The organism is Streptomyces sp. NPDC059740, assembly GCF_042733155.1.
Classification (GTDB): Bacteria; Actinomycetota; Actinomycetes; order Streptomycetales; family Streptomycetaceae; genus Streptomyces.
Genome location: NZ_JBHWGP010000006.1, coordinates 17,102 through 31,915, shown reverse-complemented (window position 1 = coordinate 31,915; position 14,814 = coordinate 17,102). Strand labels below are relative to the sequence as shown.

At 69.9% G+C, this 14,814-nt stretch carries 11 protein-coding genes; 1 reads left to right on the top strand and 10 read right to left on the bottom strand.

Annotated elements, in window-relative coordinates; translation table 11 throughout:
* Window positions 1-97 precede the first annotated feature (97 nt).
* Window positions 98-670 (top strand): hypothetical protein, encoded by a 573-nt coding sequence (locus tag ACFV3R_RS09810; protein WP_385578373.1) that lies wholly within the window; start codon window positions 98-100, stop codon window positions 668-670.
* 198 nt (window positions 671-868) lie between these two features.
* Here ACFV3R_RS09810 and ACFV3R_RS09805 read toward each other — a convergent pair whose 3' ends face one another.
* The 10 genes from ACFV3R_RS09805 to ltrA all read right to left on the bottom strand — a co-directional run bounded on the left by ACFV3R_RS09805 (window position 869) and on the right by ltrA (window position 13,526).
* On the bottom strand, window positions 869-2,326 hold the full coding sequence (locus ACFV3R_RS09805) for a peptidoglycan DD-metalloendopeptidase family protein (protein ID WP_385578370.1): 1,458 nt from the start codon (window positions 2,324-2,326) through the stop codon (window positions 869-871).
* The gene (locus ACFV3R_RS09800; RefSeq protein WP_385578367.1) at window positions 2,319-3,002 is read right to left on the bottom strand and encodes a hypothetical protein; all 684 of its coding nucleotides are present in this window, start codon (window positions 3,000-3,002) and stop codon (window positions 2,319-2,321) included. Before ACFV3R_RS09800 ends, ACFV3R_RS09805 begins: the two co-directional genes overlap by 8 nt.
* A gap of 65 nt (window positions 3,003-3,067) precedes the next feature.
* The gene (locus ACFV3R_RS09795) at window positions 3,068-5,440 is read right to left on the bottom strand and encodes a hypothetical protein (protein ID WP_385578364.1); all 2,373 of its coding nucleotides are present in this window, start codon (window positions 5,438-5,440) and stop codon (window positions 3,068-3,070) included.
* Window positions 5,437-8,043 carry an ATP-binding protein gene (locus ACFV3R_RS09790; RefSeq protein ID WP_385578357.1) on the bottom strand — a complete coding sequence of 869 codons (2,607 nt, stop codon included), beginning with the start codon at window positions 8,041-8,043 and terminating at the stop codon, window positions 5,437-5,439. The genes ACFV3R_RS09795 and ACFV3R_RS09790 overlap by 4 nt, the downstream gene beginning before the upstream one ends.
* A gap of 39 nt (window positions 8,044-8,082) precedes the next feature.
* Window positions 8,083-8,661 (bottom strand): hypothetical protein, encoded by a 579-nt coding sequence (locus ACFV3R_RS09785; protein WP_385578355.1) that lies wholly within the window; start codon window positions 8,659-8,661, stop codon window positions 8,083-8,085.
* Complete coding sequence (locus tag ACFV3R_RS09780; RefSeq protein WP_364985989.1) at window positions 8,658-8,993, bottom strand: hypothetical protein; 336 nt, start codon at window positions 8,991-8,993, stop codon at window positions 8,658-8,660. Before ACFV3R_RS09780 ends, ACFV3R_RS09785 begins: the two co-directional genes overlap by 4 nt.
* A gap of 20 nt (window positions 8,994-9,013) precedes the next feature.
* Window positions 9,014-10,132: a conjugal transfer protein gene (locus tag ACFV3R_RS09775; RefSeq protein ID WP_385578351.1), complete on the bottom strand. Its 1,119-nt coding sequence runs from the start codon at window positions 10,130-10,132 to the stop codon at window positions 9,014-9,016.
* Window positions 10,129-10,395, bottom strand: coding sequence for a hypothetical protein (locus ACFV3R_RS09770; protein ID WP_385579143.1), 267 nt, complete (start codon window positions 10,393-10,395; stop codon window positions 10,129-10,131). Before ACFV3R_RS09770 ends, ACFV3R_RS09775 begins: the two co-directional genes overlap by 4 nt.
* A 192-nt stretch (window positions 10,396-10,587) precedes the next feature.
* Window positions 10,588-11,538, bottom strand: a complete 951-nt coding sequence (locus ACFV3R_RS09765; protein ID WP_385578348.1) for a hypothetical protein — start codon at window positions 11,536-11,538, stop codon at window positions 10,588-10,590.
* Between the two features lie 728 nt (window positions 11,539-12,266).
* Window positions 12,267-13,526, bottom strand: coding sequence for a group II intron reverse transcriptase/maturase (ltrA, locus tag ACFV3R_RS09760; protein WP_385578345.1), 1,260 nt, complete (start codon window positions 13,524-13,526; stop codon window positions 12,267-12,269).
* Window positions 13,527-14,814: the final 1,288 nt, after the last annotated feature.

Sequence of the window (14,814 nt, the reverse complement as noted above, 5' to 3'; positions counted from 1 at the left end):
GTGCGAGCGACGACCGGTGCCCTCTTCCGAACCGCGCACCCTGGCCATGCTCGTGGTGGGACGAACCGCAACGCCAGGACGCGACGAAGGAGAAGCGATGGCCCCGTCCTCCCGCAACACCACCAACCAAGAGCGGATCGCCCGCGCGCTGAACCGCGCGACCGGCTGCGGATACCAGAAGGCCCTGCAGCGGGTAAAGGCCGCGGCCGACGCGGGCACGCTGCCCGCCAAGCTCGACCAGGCCGGCCGCGAAGAAGCCGTGCGGATGCTCACCGAGCGCCACACCCAGCCCGCCCCCGCCCCGCTCGCCGGGGCGAGCGGCCCGGCCTCCCACACAAATCCCCCCGTAGTGACGCGCGGGCTGGTCCGCGGAGGCCCGGACAAGACCGTGGCCGCGATCGATACCAGCGCCCTGGCCCAGCCGGGCTACCGGGTGCTTCCGGTCGACCTGCCCGAGTCGCTCACCGGATTGATGGTCGAGACGCACCAGGCGATGGAGGCGCACCGGAACTTGCGGCACAAGGAGCGCGTCGTCGACGAAATGCGGGCGCAGCGGGACCAGGATCTGAAGCCGTACCTCCTCCCCGCTGTGCCGCAGGAGCTGGTGAAGCAGGTGGAACTGCTGCTGGAGCGAACCCGTCGGCTGCCGCGGGGCGACGAGCCGCAGTGAACCGCCGCCGGTCGGCCACGCTCAGGCCATCGGCAGGCGCTCGGGTCCGAGGCTGGTGGGGATCTCGTCCAGCGCCTCTCTCAGCACTCCCGAGATGAGACGGACTGCGCTCCTTCAACCTTCGGCGCGATTCGCTCAAGGAATCGGTGCGACCGGACACCACCGTCCCGTGGGGGAAGGCGGTGTCCGAGGCACCGTTCAGATCTTGATGCCGTGACTGCGGAGGTACTTCAGCGGGTCGATGTCCGACCCGTACTCGGGACCGGTGCGGATCTCGAAGTGCAGGTGGGGCCCGCTGACGTTACCCGTGGCGCCGGAGTAGCCGATGCGCTGGCCCCCGCTCACCTTCTCGCCCGCGGAGACAGCGAGCTTGGACTGGTGCGCGTACTGCGAGTACTTGCCGTCCGCGTGCTTGATCACGACCTGGTAGCCGTAGGCGTTGGACCAGCCGGCGGTGACCACGGTGCCCGGGCCGACGGCGCGGATCGGAGTGCCGGTCGGCACGGGGAAGTCGACGCCGGTGTGGTAGCCGCTGGACCACATAGAGCCCGATGCGTGGTACGGCGTGCCCATGGTGGTGTCGGCGACCGGGGCCACCCACTTGCCGGACGTGCCGCTCGTCGACGGGTCGGTGTAGGGCGGGCGCCTCATCACCAGGATCTGTGACGTCCAGTAGGACAGGGGCTTGATCCGGACGGTGGCGCCGGTGTGCGGGGCGTCGATGGCCTGGCTGCTCCCGATATACATGGCCACGTGCTCGGGGGACGAGGCGCTGCCGCCGGAGAAGAGCAGGTCACCGGGGCGCAGGTCCTTCACTGACTTCACCTTGCTGCCGACGTTCACCTGGTCGTAGGTGGAGCGGGGCAGGTTCACCCCGACCGTGCTCCAGGCGTACTTGACCAGGCTGGAGCAGTCGCAGCGGTTCGTCCCCGTGAAGGGCGGCTTGCACTCGCCGCCGAACAGGTAGGGGGTGTCCAGGGCCTTCTTCGCCGAGGCGACGACCTTGTCGAGGCCGCCGGAGACCTTGCCGTCCGTGGGCGCGGCCCACTTCTCGGCCCGCTCGCGGATCTCGCGGACGTACTTGCGGGTCTCCTCGTACGGAGGGATCCCGGAGTACTTCTGCACGGCGTAGGCGCCCGCGTTGTACGCGGCGAGCATGTTGTCCACCACGTCGCCCGGGACCTTGCGCACGGCGTTGGCGAGCTTGCAGTCGTAGGACACCATCGCCGGGACGGCGTCTTCCGGCTCCAGCGGGTCCTTCTTGTCGTCGTGGTTGCCGTCGATGCCCTCGTCTGCCCAGGTGTCAGGGATGAACTGCGCGATGCCCAGGGCTCCGGCCCCACCGTCGGGCGGGTTCTTGCGGAAGCCCGATTCCTGAAAGAGCTGGGCGGCGATGAGTGATGGGGTGACCTCGGTGCATCCGTACTTCGCGACGGCGTTGAGGATGATGGGCCGCAGCCAGTCGGGCACGTCCGCGGTGTCCGAGATGCCGCCTCCGAACCCCGCGTCCTCCATGGCGCTGCTGGTGTTGTCCTCGCCGATGGCGGAGGAGAGCGAGAGCACCGCGGTCATGATGAGGCCGAAGACGAGCAGTAGGGCGAGCAGGAAGGCGATCACCAGCCGCCTGCCGAGTTTCGACTCCTTCTCCTCAGACATCGGGCAGCCCGACCACGCGCCAGGTGCCGTCGCTGCCCCGGCGGAGCTTGAGCGCGACGTGCTGCTCCGACTTGGTCGGTGAGCCGGCCGCCGGCTTCTGCGTCACCGTGTAGAGGACCTGCGCGAACCCGGAGTCCTGGGTCGGATCGGGCGCGCCGTCCGGCAGTGACACCCGCTGGACCGATGCGGTCACCTGGACCCGGTCGGACTTCCAGCTCTGCCACTGCTGGGTGCCGGCGCTGCCGCTCGTGCGTGTGCGCAAGTCCTGCGCGAGGTCGCCCGCGGCGTGGTCGGCGGCGCGCCGGGACGCGTCGTCGTACGAGGTGTCCTTGCCGGGGCGGGCGTCGTGGCTTGCCCAGGCGACCACGAAGGCGCGTGCCGCGTCCTGCATCGGCTGCGGCACCGGCCGCGGCTCGGCGGGCGTGACGGAAGGCGCGGACGAGGGCGAGGACGACGGGGCCGAGGGGGCGGGTGACGGCGCGTGCCGCGCGGGAGAGCCGCGGCCCGGCGTTCCGGGGGTTGAGGTGGCCGTGGTGGGAGCCGGAGCGCTGGTGGCCGGGCGCTCACTGCCGTCCGTGCCCAGCAGCAGGGTGGCGCCGACGACGGCCAGCACCGCCGAGGCGGCGAAGAGCGCGATCGTGCCGCGTCGGGCGCGCTTGTCGTCGGTTTCGGGCATGGGGGTCCCCCGTCGGGTGGTTCGGATGCAGTGATCTGGGCGGCCGGGGCCCCGGCCGCGGGTGACTACGGCCGTCGCTTGGGCGGGCCGGCCGGGCGGGTGGCGCGTCGCACCGTCTTGGGCGGGGCCGGCGGCGCAGGGGTGGGCGGGGTGGGCATTGCCGGCACCGTGGTGGGCCCGGCCGGCGGCGACTTGGGGGCGGGCGGCGGCGTGGTGCCGGGGACCTTCGCTGCGATCGCGCCGGCCCGGGTCCCGGGCGGAGCCGAGGACTTGGGGTTCGGCTGGATCGGGGCCAGACCGAGATTCACCTGGGCTTTGGTCCCGGTCTGCGCGACGAACCGGCCGGCCGTGGCGACGTTGCGCTTGTACTCGGCGCCGAAGTCCTTGGCCTCCTGGACCTTCTTGTCGACCGTGCGTGCCTTGACAGCCTTGAGCTGCCCGCGCACCTCGTCGGCACGGGCCTTCGCCGCGACGGCGCCCCGCTTGGTCGCGGCGACGCCGCGCGGAATGCCCACCGGCGCGCCGACGGTGGCCATGAAGGCGAACTTGCCTGCCTTCGCCCCGTACTTCGCGGTGGCAGCGGCGGCCTTGCCGGTGGCCATGGTGGCGCGGCCGCCCCTCGTCTGGGACATCTTGTTGGCGGCGGCCGTCGCCAGGCGCTTCTTCAGCGTCTGCTTGGCTGCCTGCTGGGCCGCGACCTTCGCCGCCGCGCTCGCGCCGCCGGTACCCACGGCGGCCGCCGCGTTGGTGGCGAGCCGCGCCGCCGCCCGCACACGGCCGGCCTTCCGGTTGGCCTGGGGCGAACCCACCCAGGCGTTGCGTGCGGTCTTCAGTCCCTTGCCCACCGGCTGGGACACACGCCGGGCCTCGCCTCGCGCCTCGCCCCACATCTGCTTGAGGCCCGGCGCGGTCTCCGCGTAGCGGCCCGGACTCGCGAACACGCTGCGGCGGCTGCCGCCGACGCGGGCGTTGGCAAGGCGGCGGTTCAGGTTGACCGCGATGCTCTGGGCCGTCTGCTTGATGCGCTTGTGACCGGCAAGCCCGGCCACGGCCGTGACGTCGATGACGATGAACTTCACGGCCAGGACGTCGCCGGTGTCCGCGTCGATGAGCGCCAGGACGATCAGGATGAAGATGGCCAGGAACAAGATGGCCAGGACAATGCCGAGAACCGCCTTGGTGATCGCGGAGAACCAGCGCCACAAGGTGGCGCGCCCGCCGCCCGGCAGGATGCCGGCGGCCAGAGCCCAGTGGCCGCGGATTGCCTCGAACGCCAGCCAGCCCTGCGCGGTGAGGAACCCGCCGGTGACCAGGACCATGAGGATCGCCACGATGATGGCGGCGATCGCGACGAACAGAGCGGAGAAGGCCAGGTCCGCGGAGGCCCGCTTAGCCTTCGGCTTGAGGTCGCCACAGGAGTTCTCGAACTTGTCCGACGCCTTGTTGAGGGAGTCGATGAAGTGCGTGTCGTAGATCGAGTCCATCATCGCGGCGTTCCAGTAGTTCCCGCCGACCTCGTTGAGGTTGAACTCGGCGAGCTTGAACTCGCGGAACGCCTTGTCGCAGGACCCGTCGAAGGTCTGCCCGTAGACCATGAGCTCGTTGGGCTTGACCACGAAAGCGTCGACGAGCGCGTCGGTGATCGGCTTCGCCACGTTGTTCGGGTCCGAGCTGCCCTTGGCGCTCGCCGGGTCGTCGGACAGCACGATGGAGGCGACTTCGAGAGTGAAGTCCTTGGCCTTGCCCAGCAGGCCCCCGTCCGACAGAAGCATCGTGGAGCCCTGCGGCTGCGGCTGGTTGTGCTGGCCGAGCAGGACTTGAGCGGGCGAGACCAGCACGGTGGTGGTCACCGCGGCGACGACCAGGGAGACGCCGATCTCCGCGAAGCCGCGCGAGCGCTCCTTGAACAGGATCAGCCAGCCGGAGTAGAAGCCGGCGAACAGCAAGAACAGGCCGGGCAGGCCGAGCCGGTCGATGACCTGGGTCTTGATCGTGGTGGAGATGTTGTCGACCGGTCCGACCAAGACGTCGGCCAGACCGAAGTTGAGCGCCCACCGGATCAGCCAGCAGGTGAAGCCGACAACCCACTTCGAGACGCCGAACAGGCCCTGGGCGATAATGTTCCAAATCTTCAGGTCGATGTCTTTCCATCCACCTGTGTCCGTTTTGACGGTGTAGGCGGAGATCGGGACGCCGTCCCGGTCGGTGACGTTGAAGGGCTGGAGGATCCCGTCACTGCCGTCCTTCGGCTTCTTCGTCAGGTCCTTGGCCTTGGGACCGCCGTCGGCGGACTTCCCCGGATCGGGGGAGGCCGACGTCCCCGGTGCGGGCGTGGGATCGGCGGACGCGGTGGACGCCGGGACCAGGGTGAACAGGACCAGGAGGAGCGCGACCAGACCCAGACTCCGCCGTCCGGCGAGCTTTCGTGCGCGCCTCATACCAGCGCTCCGTCCGCCACCGCGGCGAACTCCGACACCTCGTCGTCCTCGTCCTGGTCCTGACCGGGAGTGGTGGTGATCGCGGCCGCGGCGTCCTCGTCCGCCGGGATCAGCACCTTGATCCCGCCGATGCGCTTTCGGAGGTCTCGGTACAGGCCCTCGCCGGCCCGCAGGGCGCGCTCGGTCTCGCTGACGTTGAGCGGGCTGAGGTTCTCCGTGATGACCTTGAGCATCTCGGCGTCCGTCGGGTCCAGGTCGATGAACTCCAGGCAGCGCGCGGCCAGCGCCTTGCTGCGGTGACGGAAGACGAAGATGTGGGACAGCAGCGCCCGGATCTTGTCGCCGATCTCGGACTTGGGGCCGATGTCGTACGGGTCGTGGCTGCCTGCGAAAGCACCGGCGTTGTGCTTGCGGCCGTCGGCGATGAGCTCGAGCAGCAAGTTGGAGCCCTCAGCGGACGAGGTGAGCCACCAGCACTCGTCGAGGAAGACGCCGGCGAACTCGTGAGGGTCGGCGAACGCAATCTCCCTGCACAACGCCGTCATGAGGTACATCAGCCGCCAGCCGAACCGCTTCTCGACCTCCAGGCTCGGGAGGCGGTGCTCGGAGAGCTCCTCCTTGGTGGGCAGGCCCAGCCGGTCGACGGCGAAGACGATGCTGTCGGCGTCCGTGATCCGCACGACCGGCAGCGAGGGGTCGAAGATGACCCGGCCCAAGTCCTTCTTCGCCAGCGACCGCAGCTTGCGGACCAGCTCTGAGGCGGCGGCCCGGACCGCGGCGTCGTTCGGCTCGTCCGGGTCGGGCGTGCGAGCCCGGTCGGCCAGCGTGTCGATCAGCGCGGTCATGCTCGGCTGCGGCCCGAGCCGGGTGGCCTCGATCGCCTCGGCGAGGGTGATGCCCTCAATGCTCATCGAGCCGATGTCCAGCAGCGGGGTGAGGAAGGACTCGGTGTAGCGGGCGGCGCGCGGACCGCGGAAGACCCGCAGGGGGTCCAGGGATACGCCGGCGTTCTCGTCGACGTTGATGATTTGCGTGGCGCCCGGGCAGGCGCTCGCGAAGCGAGACCACTCCTGCTGCGGGGTCCGGTCGATGACCAGGGCGCGGCCGCGGGAGTTCCTCTGGCCTGCGCGATGGCCGGTGGTCAGGATGCTGTACATCGCGCACTTCATCGCCACCGACTTGCCGGAGCCGAGCTCGCCGACGAACGCGGCGGACGCGGAGGCGTTGACCCGCGGGCCGTGGGAGAAGTCGACCAGCACCGGGCGTACGCCGCCGCCGTTGAGCTGGAGGCCGAAGAGGCTGCCGGCGTCGTCGCCGAGGCCGGCGCCGCAGAACGGCATCGACATGGCGAAGTCGCGGGCGAGCAGGAACTGGGTGTAGTCGAGCATCGGCCGGGGCGTCTTGGTGCCGGGCAGCATGCCGTGGAAGAGCGCGACCTGGTCGCCGGTGGGCCGCACCAGCGTGTAGTCGTTGCCGCCGAAGTGGTTGGCGAGCGAGGTGGCCTTCTCGTCGGCCTCCTCGGCGGTGGTGCCCCACACGCAGGTCGCGACGGTTGCCCGGATCTCCACCTCGGTTGAGGAGGCGGTGAGCCGGTCCCTGTACTCGTCCAGGGCGAAGCTCGCCTTGTCGAGGGAGGCCGGCACACCGGAGGTCTCACCGTCGTACTCGCCACGCTGGTGGGCGAGTTCGCGCTGCTGGCGCCGGCTCTTTGGCTCGGCTTTGGCGCCGGTCTCCACGTGGAGGCGCACAGCCCAGTCCACGGGGAAGTTGAAGTCGTCGAGCGCGGCCAGGTACTCGCTGCCGGGGAAGCGGAAGGCCTCCGGCATCTCGGAGAGCACGCAGAACGCCTGGTAGGAGTCGCCGTGTTCGGAGGTGGCGCGCAGGTAGCGGCGCTTGAAGGGGTTGGTCGGGCCCTTGGAGGGGCGGTTGCCGCGGCCGCCCTCGTCGAGGATGACCTGGGTGTGGGCGGTCACCGTGTGGCCGCGGCCGCGCAGGCCTCGCGGTGCGCCGTCCTCGGGAAGCAGCGGCTCGCTCAGGCCGCGGCGGGCGCTGTGCCCGTAGATCCACAGGATCTCGGCCTCGGTGGCGGGCCGCATCTTGATGCCGGAGGGCCAGCCGGCGGCCAGGCGGGTCGCCTGCTCCAGGCGCTGGCGCTCCTCCGAGACGGATATCGGTGCGACGGGCAGGCCGAGGGTGTTCATCACCTCTGCCTGCAGGGAGGAGAGGACGGCGCGGGTGCTCTGCTTGAGGTCGAGGTGGGGCAGGGGGATGGCGAGAAAGTCGACGCGGCCGGTCAGCTCGAGGTCCTGGAGCTGGTCCAAGACCTTGAGTGACAGGTCGACGTACTCGGGGGACTGGTCGAGGTCGACGCCGGCGGTCATGCGGGTGACGACCGACGCGGCGTCGACGCTCGGGCACAGGCTGAGCAGCAGGGCCTCGCCCCGCAGGCTCTTGAACAAGGACTCCAGCGCGTCCAGTCGCTCGCGCTTCGTCGACTTCGAGGCGTGGGTGTAGTTCTCGGTGTCGACGCCCCACACCGCCCACACGGTGGCGGCGGTGGTCCAGATCAGGTGGCCGCTGATGTGCCGGACGGGGAGACGCATGGCGTTCTGCTTTCTGTGCTGGGGCGGCGAGCGGGCTGATCAGTGCTCGTCGAGGGAGGCGAGGAGGGCCTGCAGCCCGGTCTTGGGCGCCGGACGTCCGGCTGCGGCGGGCGCTGCGGCGGGGGCCGGACGTGTCTTCCGCTTCGGGGTGGACACGGCCTTCGTGACCGCGGGCTTCGGAACGGCCGCCGGCGCTGTCACGGCCGCCGGCGGCTCGGCGGACCGGATGCGCACCGTGCAGGTGGCGGAGGCAAGCCGCGTACGAACAACCCGCTGCGGCTTGCCGGCCAGGCGGCCCTGGGCCGGGGTGGAGGAGTAGATGAGCAGGCTCCGCACCGCCCGGGCCGGATCTCGGCCGTCCAGCCGCGCGTACCGCAGCACCCAGGCCAGTCCCCACGGCACCAGGACCATCAGCACGAAGTTCATGGCGCCGAAGTGGGCCCACAGGTCCCGGGTCATCACGAGGAGCCCGAAGGTGACGACCATCGTCATGACCTGGGTGATCGTGTACGGCCCTCCCGGGAGCCGGCCGGCTCCCGGGAGCTTGCCGATGACCAAGGGGTGCTTGCGGGCCCTCGTGTACGAGCGCCCGATCAGCTCTTCCTCCGAGGCGCTCACGAGACCCGCCAGCCCTCACCGGTCAGCGCGGGAGCATCACCGGCAACGTGGACGACGGAGACCGAGGCGGCGGTGTCGTCGATCTCGGAGCCGACCTTGGTCTTGAGGACCGAGAGGTTGCTGATGCCCCACAGCACCAGGGCGGCCAGAACGAAGGCCACGAGGGTGCCGACGAAGGACCGGGTCTTCCACCAGGCCATGAGCACGGCGATGATCGCCATGAGGCCGGCCACTGTCAGGACGAGCGTGCGGACCTGCCCGGTCTTGGTGTTGGCCCAGTCGAGGACGTCGCCGGCCAGGACGACGTGGTCGGGGTTGGCCACTGCGTGCATGAACGTTTCCTCTTTCTCTTTCAGGAGCCCGACGGCGAGGGAGCGGCGCTCCCGGCGTCGGCGTCGGTGGGGGTGTGCGGCGCCGCGGACGGCGCGCTGCTCTCGCGGATGGCCGGGGCGTCGTCGACGGACGCGACCTCCCAGCGGCCGGCGCGGGACTTGAGGGTGAGCGCGTAGCTCAGCGAGACCGGGCTTCCGGCCTGGTCGGTGGCGTCGACCTGGACGAGCTGGTGAAGCACCGTGCCGTCGGCCGGCACCTTCTGCTGTCCGGCGCTGGTGGAGTCGTCCTGGACGCCGGTGACCTTGACCTCGGCGTACGGCGCCGGGCTGATGGCCTTCAGGCGCGTGCCGGGTGAGGTGTAGCGGTCGAGCTCGGACGTGCCGGTCAGATACGCCGCCAGGAATCCCTTCGCGGTGTCGACTGCCGGGTCCGTGCTGCTCGATCCGCGGTCGGACTCGTATGCCAGGGCACCGGGCTTGAGTGCCGCGGGCGCGGCCACCTGCGCCGGCAGCGACGTCGCCGTGTAGCCCGCCGTCGCGGAAGCCGACTTCGCGGTGCCGCCGGCGCCTTCCGGTCCGGCCGCCTGGATGCCGACGCGGAAGTACTGGACACCCAGGTGCCTGGACTTGCCCTTGTCGTCCTGGGCGGTGACGTCCGCGGCCACGGTGATGGACCAGTAGCCGGGCTGTACTTCCCGGGAGGCGATCACCGTCGACTGCGTGACCGTCCGGCTGCCGGGCTTCACGGACAGCGCGACGGAGCCGGAGTAGTACGGCGCCAGATCGCGTTCGGTGCCCTGCCCGGCCTGCAGGTAGGCCGAGACGAACAGCTCCGCGAAGCCGGCCGGCCCAACCGATGAGGCCTGCGTCGGGGCAGCAGTCGGCTTGGCGACACCCTGGGCCGGCCCCGAGGATTCGACGAAGGCCATCAGGCCGAGGACCGGACCGGACGCCACGAGCGCCCAGACACCGAGGCGGACCAGGCGAGTGATCCCGGACAGATGCGCCGTGCTCGTCTGCCAGCCGATGTCATCCGACCCCGACTCCGCCTCCGGTGCCTCCTGCACCTCCTCGTCCCAGGCCTCTGCCTCGACGAGTTGCTTCTTGTCGGCCTTCCGCTGCTGGCGCGCCCGCTTCACGAGGCCCTCCGGAGGGCCTGGGCGGTCAGGACGGTGGAGATCCGCTCCTTGAGCTCGTCAGGGGTGCGGGCGAGCAGGACTTCCCACGAGGCCAGGGCAGGCTCCGACTCCCGTGCGAGGAAGCCGCGCATCTGCTCGTGCAGGTCGCGGTCCATCGGCCGGCTCACCATGGCGGCGGCGATCTTGGTCAGCTCGCGCGAGGCGCGCGCCACACGGGCCTCGTCAGCGTCGAGGAGCTGCCGGCCAGTGCCGGCCGGGGACATCGTGGTCACGTCGGTTCTCCTGGAGTCGAGAAGGGTGGAGGCGGGGGTTCAGGTGGGGCAGCGCCGCGGTGGCGGGGTTCTCGCGTGCTACAGGTGTCGAGGTGGCGCGCGGTGTGACAGCGCGGACGAGGTTTTTTCGGGTGACTTTTGCGGCCGCTCGCGCGGTGGGCAGACGTGCCGCTGGCGGCGGGCTCAGGCGGCGGCGCGGTACTGGGTGAGGTCCGTCTTCGCGCGCAGCCGGCGCACGGCCCGGCTGGCGTGCTGGCGCAGCAGGGCGCCCTCCTGGCCCATGGACCGGGTGGTCATGTGCTGCTGCTCCGGACGGTGCGAGGCCGACAGGTAGTACCGGGCGATGCGCTGCGCCTCGGTCTCCTTCAGCGCCCCGATCTCCACCGCCCACAGCAGCAGGTCGAGGACCTCCGTCCGCGCCTCGTGACGCGACAGCGCCGGCTCGTCGCCTTCGACGAGCTCCATCTGCGCCGCGCGCATCAGCAGGTCGGCGAGCTCGACCGTGTCGTGGGGCGTGCCCGGGTCGTGGCTGGAGACGATGTGCGAGAACCGGGTGTGTCCCTCGGCCAGCGCGAGCGGCGCGACACCGGCGGCGAATTCCTGGATCTCCTCCGCCTCATCGGCGTAGGCGGCCAGCGTGCGCCGGGCGAGCTGCAGGGTGTCGAGGGCGATGTTGTTGAAGATGCGCCGCGGCCGCCGCTCGAGGGGGTAGGTACGCACGATCTCGAAGGCAGCCCCGAGGACCGCTGCGCAGACGTCGTCCCACGACAGTCCGGTCCGCCGCTGGGTCTTGGCCATCAGCACCGCCTTGGGCAGCAGGATGCGCACCGCGATGCGCCAGGCGAGGTGCCCGTCGAAGCCCTCGTCGCCGGCCCGCTCGACCAGCAGGTGCATCACCTGGTCGTGGCAGTCGTACTGGCCCCGGCGGTAGTACTCGGAGATCTTGTCGACGATGTCCTGGGGGCTGGCGGCGCCGGCGAGAACCGGGTGCTGCCCGGCCCAGTCGGCCACACGGTCGGCGGCGCGCAGGTCGCGGCACAGCACGTCCCAGTCGCGGTTCATCAGGGTGATCGTGTTGTAGCGGGTTACGGACTCGGAGGAGTCGAATGCCGGGGTGAGCTGGGTGGTGGCCACGTCCGTGTCCGTCCTTTCGCGCCATCTGATCTCGATGGCGCCGACACTTCCGAGGCCCCCCTTGTCCGCGGTCTGACGGCGATGCCGACGAGCCGCGGTCAAGGGGAAACCGGACACCGCTGCTCGGCGGACGACTCCGGTCAAGGGGGGGGAGGTCAAGGGGTGGCGGGTGGGTCAAGGGGTCCGTGCATCGCCTATGCCGAGGGGGCGATGCACTGGCATCGGCTCGCGTGGCTGCATCCGCGCGCGGCTCCGATGCACTGAGGCGTCGGCCGATGCGCCGCATCCGGCATCGCTGGCTGTCGCGTGCACCGACATCGGGTGCGGCAGAGTGCGCCGGCCGGCACCCAGGAGCGAGCGGATGCACGCATCGCATCGAGAGCTCCCACCCGGCGAAGCCCTGGCCGCGCTGGCCGACGGCATCTTGACCGGCGCCCTCTGGCCGCGATCAGACGTGCGCCCGGCATGGGGGCAGCGCTCGCCGTGCCCCGAGCAATGCTGTCGGGTCGGTCCCTCGGGTCCCTTGTCTCGCGGTCGGGCCGTTCCCGGTACGTGCAGTCCCGCCGCGCGCCCGCGCGGAGAAGCCCGGCTCCGCCGGCTTGCCCGCGGGCGGCGTGTTTCCCCTTGACCACGTGTCTGATCGAGTAGCCGAGGGGGGTCTCACCCCTCGGCCCTCACAGAACCGTGCGTAAAAGTCTCCCGTTACACGGCTCTTGTCGTTCTGATCATCAGATCTCGCATGCAGCGGTGGTGAGGCGCCAGTGCGCGAACATCCGCGGGTACCGCTGGGCGATCTCCACGAGCTTCGCGTGGGCCTTCCGTCTGCTTGCGAGCCGCTTGTACTTCTTGCGGATCCAACGCACCAGGTAGGCGTTGATGCGCATCACGAAGGGGAACAGCTCCCACGGCCGGAAACGCCCGTAGTAGTTGATCCACCCCCCGACCACACGGTTGATCGTGCGGGCGAGGTCCCCGAAGGAGGTGTGGCTACGAAGGTGCAGTTGCCAGGAACGCACCTCGCGACCGATCCGGGTCAGGGCCTGTCTGCTGATGGCCGGCTCGAACGACAGGAACTGCTTGCCGTGCCGATTCCGGTTCTTCCTGGGGCGGAACGTGTACCCGAGGAACGTGAACGACGTGTGCTCGTAGGAGCCACGCCGGTACGAGTCCTTGCAGTAGACGATCCGGGTCTTGTCCGGGTGCAGCTGCAACCCGACTTCGACCAGCCTGTCCCTGAGCGCGGCCAGCACATGGCGGGCCTGGCGCTCGGTGATGCAGTGCAGCACCGCATCGTCCGCATAGCGTTCGAACCAGACGCTCGGAAACTCCCGAGCCATCCAGGCGTCGAACGCGTAGTGCAGGAACAGGTTCGCCAGGACGGGAGATACCGGGGCCCCTTGCGGGGTGCCGCGTTCCCGTACCAGCAGGGAGCCGTCGGGCAGGACGAGCGGGGCGGCGAGCCACCGCCGCACGTACAAGTTCACCCATACGGCGTCGGTGTGAGCCTCCACCGCCTTGACCAGCAGGTCCCAGGGCACGCTGTCGTAGAACTTGGCGATGTCGAACTCCACCACCCAGTCCCGCTTCCAACAGCGCTTCCGGCACCTTTCCACCGCGTCCAAGGCGGACCGTCCAGGCCGGTATCCGTAGCTGTCCGGGTGGAATACAGGGTCCACCCTTCGCATCAGATGCCGGGCCACGACGGTCTGGGCCACGCGATCGGCGACAGCGGGAATGCCGAGCATCCTCGTGCCGCCCCCGTTTGGCTTGGGGATCTCCACCGCGCGCACCGGTGGTGGGAAGTATGAGCCCGATGACATACGGTTCCAGACCTTGTAGAGGTTGCCCTTCAGGTCCTTCTCGAAGTCCTCGATGCTCTGCCCGTCCACGCCGGGTGCGCCCCTATGTGACCTGACTTCCTCCCACGCCTCCTTGACTTCCCACTTCGAAATATCAAACGGCTTGATCTGAGACTTCAACTGGCCCATCGCACTCCTCCCGGGCTGCTGCCCGGTTGATGTGATCAACTCAGTCACGAACGACCCGGCCCCTTCGCTCCACCCCCGTTACAGGGGCTTCGTCACTACTACGGGCCGGTCTGCCAGCAGGGTCCGCATCGGTACTCGACCCCTTACGGTGTCCTCCGCTTGGGGCACTCCCTCTCCCCCGACCAAGGTCAGGGCGTATCGGACCTGCCTTCTCCTGTTCCATGCGAGAGCCGCAGACCGGACTCACGTCGCCTACATGCCGGACACCACCTGGCCAATAGACGGGCACCCGCCAGGCTCATCCCGGAGTTCTTGACACACCCCGGTTTTGATGTCGTCTGGTTTCCTTACGACACGTCAGCAGCGATTCACTCGCGTTCGTCTTTCCGGTCCCCACCTGACGCCTCTTACGACGCCTTTTCCTCATCGCTCACCACGACAGTCTTCAGCTAACGCAGCATGAGGCGGTTTGAAGCCTCCCCCCGCAGGGCGGCTCCGAAGGGCCACGAAACCTTCATCTCTCGCACAGCATCACTTCTGGAAATCGCTCCTACAGGCAACTTCCTTTCATGTTCAGGACACACGTCAAGGGGAAACACGCTCCTGGCGGGGCCCTGGTCAAGGGGTGGACGCCAGCCTGGTCAAGGGGGGAGCCGGGCCGCGGCCGCGCCAGGCGGCTTGTGGTCAAGGGGGGCCGACGGCGGCGTCGGCCGAGCTGAGCAACATGCCGATGACGACATCGGCTCACGTGCGAGGGCGGGACCGGCAGCGGATGCGATGGTGGCGGGAGAAGGCGCCGCGCGCACCCGGCAGCATCTGGACCGAGTGCCTCGGACTAGGCCGTGCCGTGTGCCGGCGGACGCGATGCATTGCATCGAGGAACGGATGCGGCATCCGCCGGTGCATCGCATCGAGTGCCGTGCATCGCATCGGATCAACGGCGGAGGCATCGGATGTCGTGCATCCGATGCACGAGCCGGATGCCGTGCATCGGATGCACGAGGCGGTCCGTGCCGCATGCTGCACCGTGTCCACCCTCGATGCCGGGCACTCGTTCCTCGCTGGCATCGGCATCGGACGTGCACCGCGTCCGCCCCGGCCCGGCCGCGCCGGGGGCTGGCAGCTCTGGAGTCAGGCGGCGCACCGGCGCGTCCGCCTGGCACCGGACAACCTGAGGCGTCGAAAGCGCGCGCCGTGTGACCGATCGAGGGTGGGACTGCCTCCTGGCGCCCCTGGGGGCACGAAGGCTCCGGGCTGTTTCCCCTTGACCAGACGCGCGGTCAAGGGG

Bases quoted from the DNA above. Each gene is read 5' to 3' on its own strand.
- ACFV3R_RS09810 (WP_385578373.1), top strand. From the start codon at position 98: ATGGCCCCGTCCTCCCGCAACACCACCAACCAAGAGCGGATCGCCCGC.
- ACFV3R_RS09805 (WP_385578370.1), bottom strand. From the start codon at position 2,326: ATGTCTGAGGAGAAGGAGTCGAAACTCGGCAGGCGGCTGGTGATCGCC.
- ACFV3R_RS09800 (WP_385578367.1), bottom strand. From the start codon at position 3,002: ATGCCCGAAACCGACGACAAGCGCGCCCGACGCGGCACGATCGCGCTC.
- ACFV3R_RS09795 (WP_385578364.1), bottom strand. From the start codon at position 5,440: ATGAGGCGCGCACGAAAGCTCGCCGGACGGCGGAGTCTGGGTCTGGTC.
- ACFV3R_RS09790 (WP_385578357.1), bottom strand. From the start codon at position 8,043: ATGCGTCTCCCCGTCCGGCACATCAGCGGCCACCTGATCTGGACCACC.
- ACFV3R_RS09780 (WP_364985989.1), bottom strand. From the start codon at position 8,993: ATGCACGCAGTGGCCAACCCCGACCACGTCGTCCTGGCCGGCGACGTC.
- ACFV3R_RS09770 (WP_385579143.1), bottom strand. From the start codon at position 10,395: ATGTCCCCGGCCGGCACTGGCCGGCAGCTCCTCGACGCTGACGAGGCC.
- ltrA (WP_385578345.1), bottom strand. From the start codon at position 13,526: ATGGGCCAGTTGAAGTCTCAGATCAAGCCGTTTGATATTTCGAAGTGG.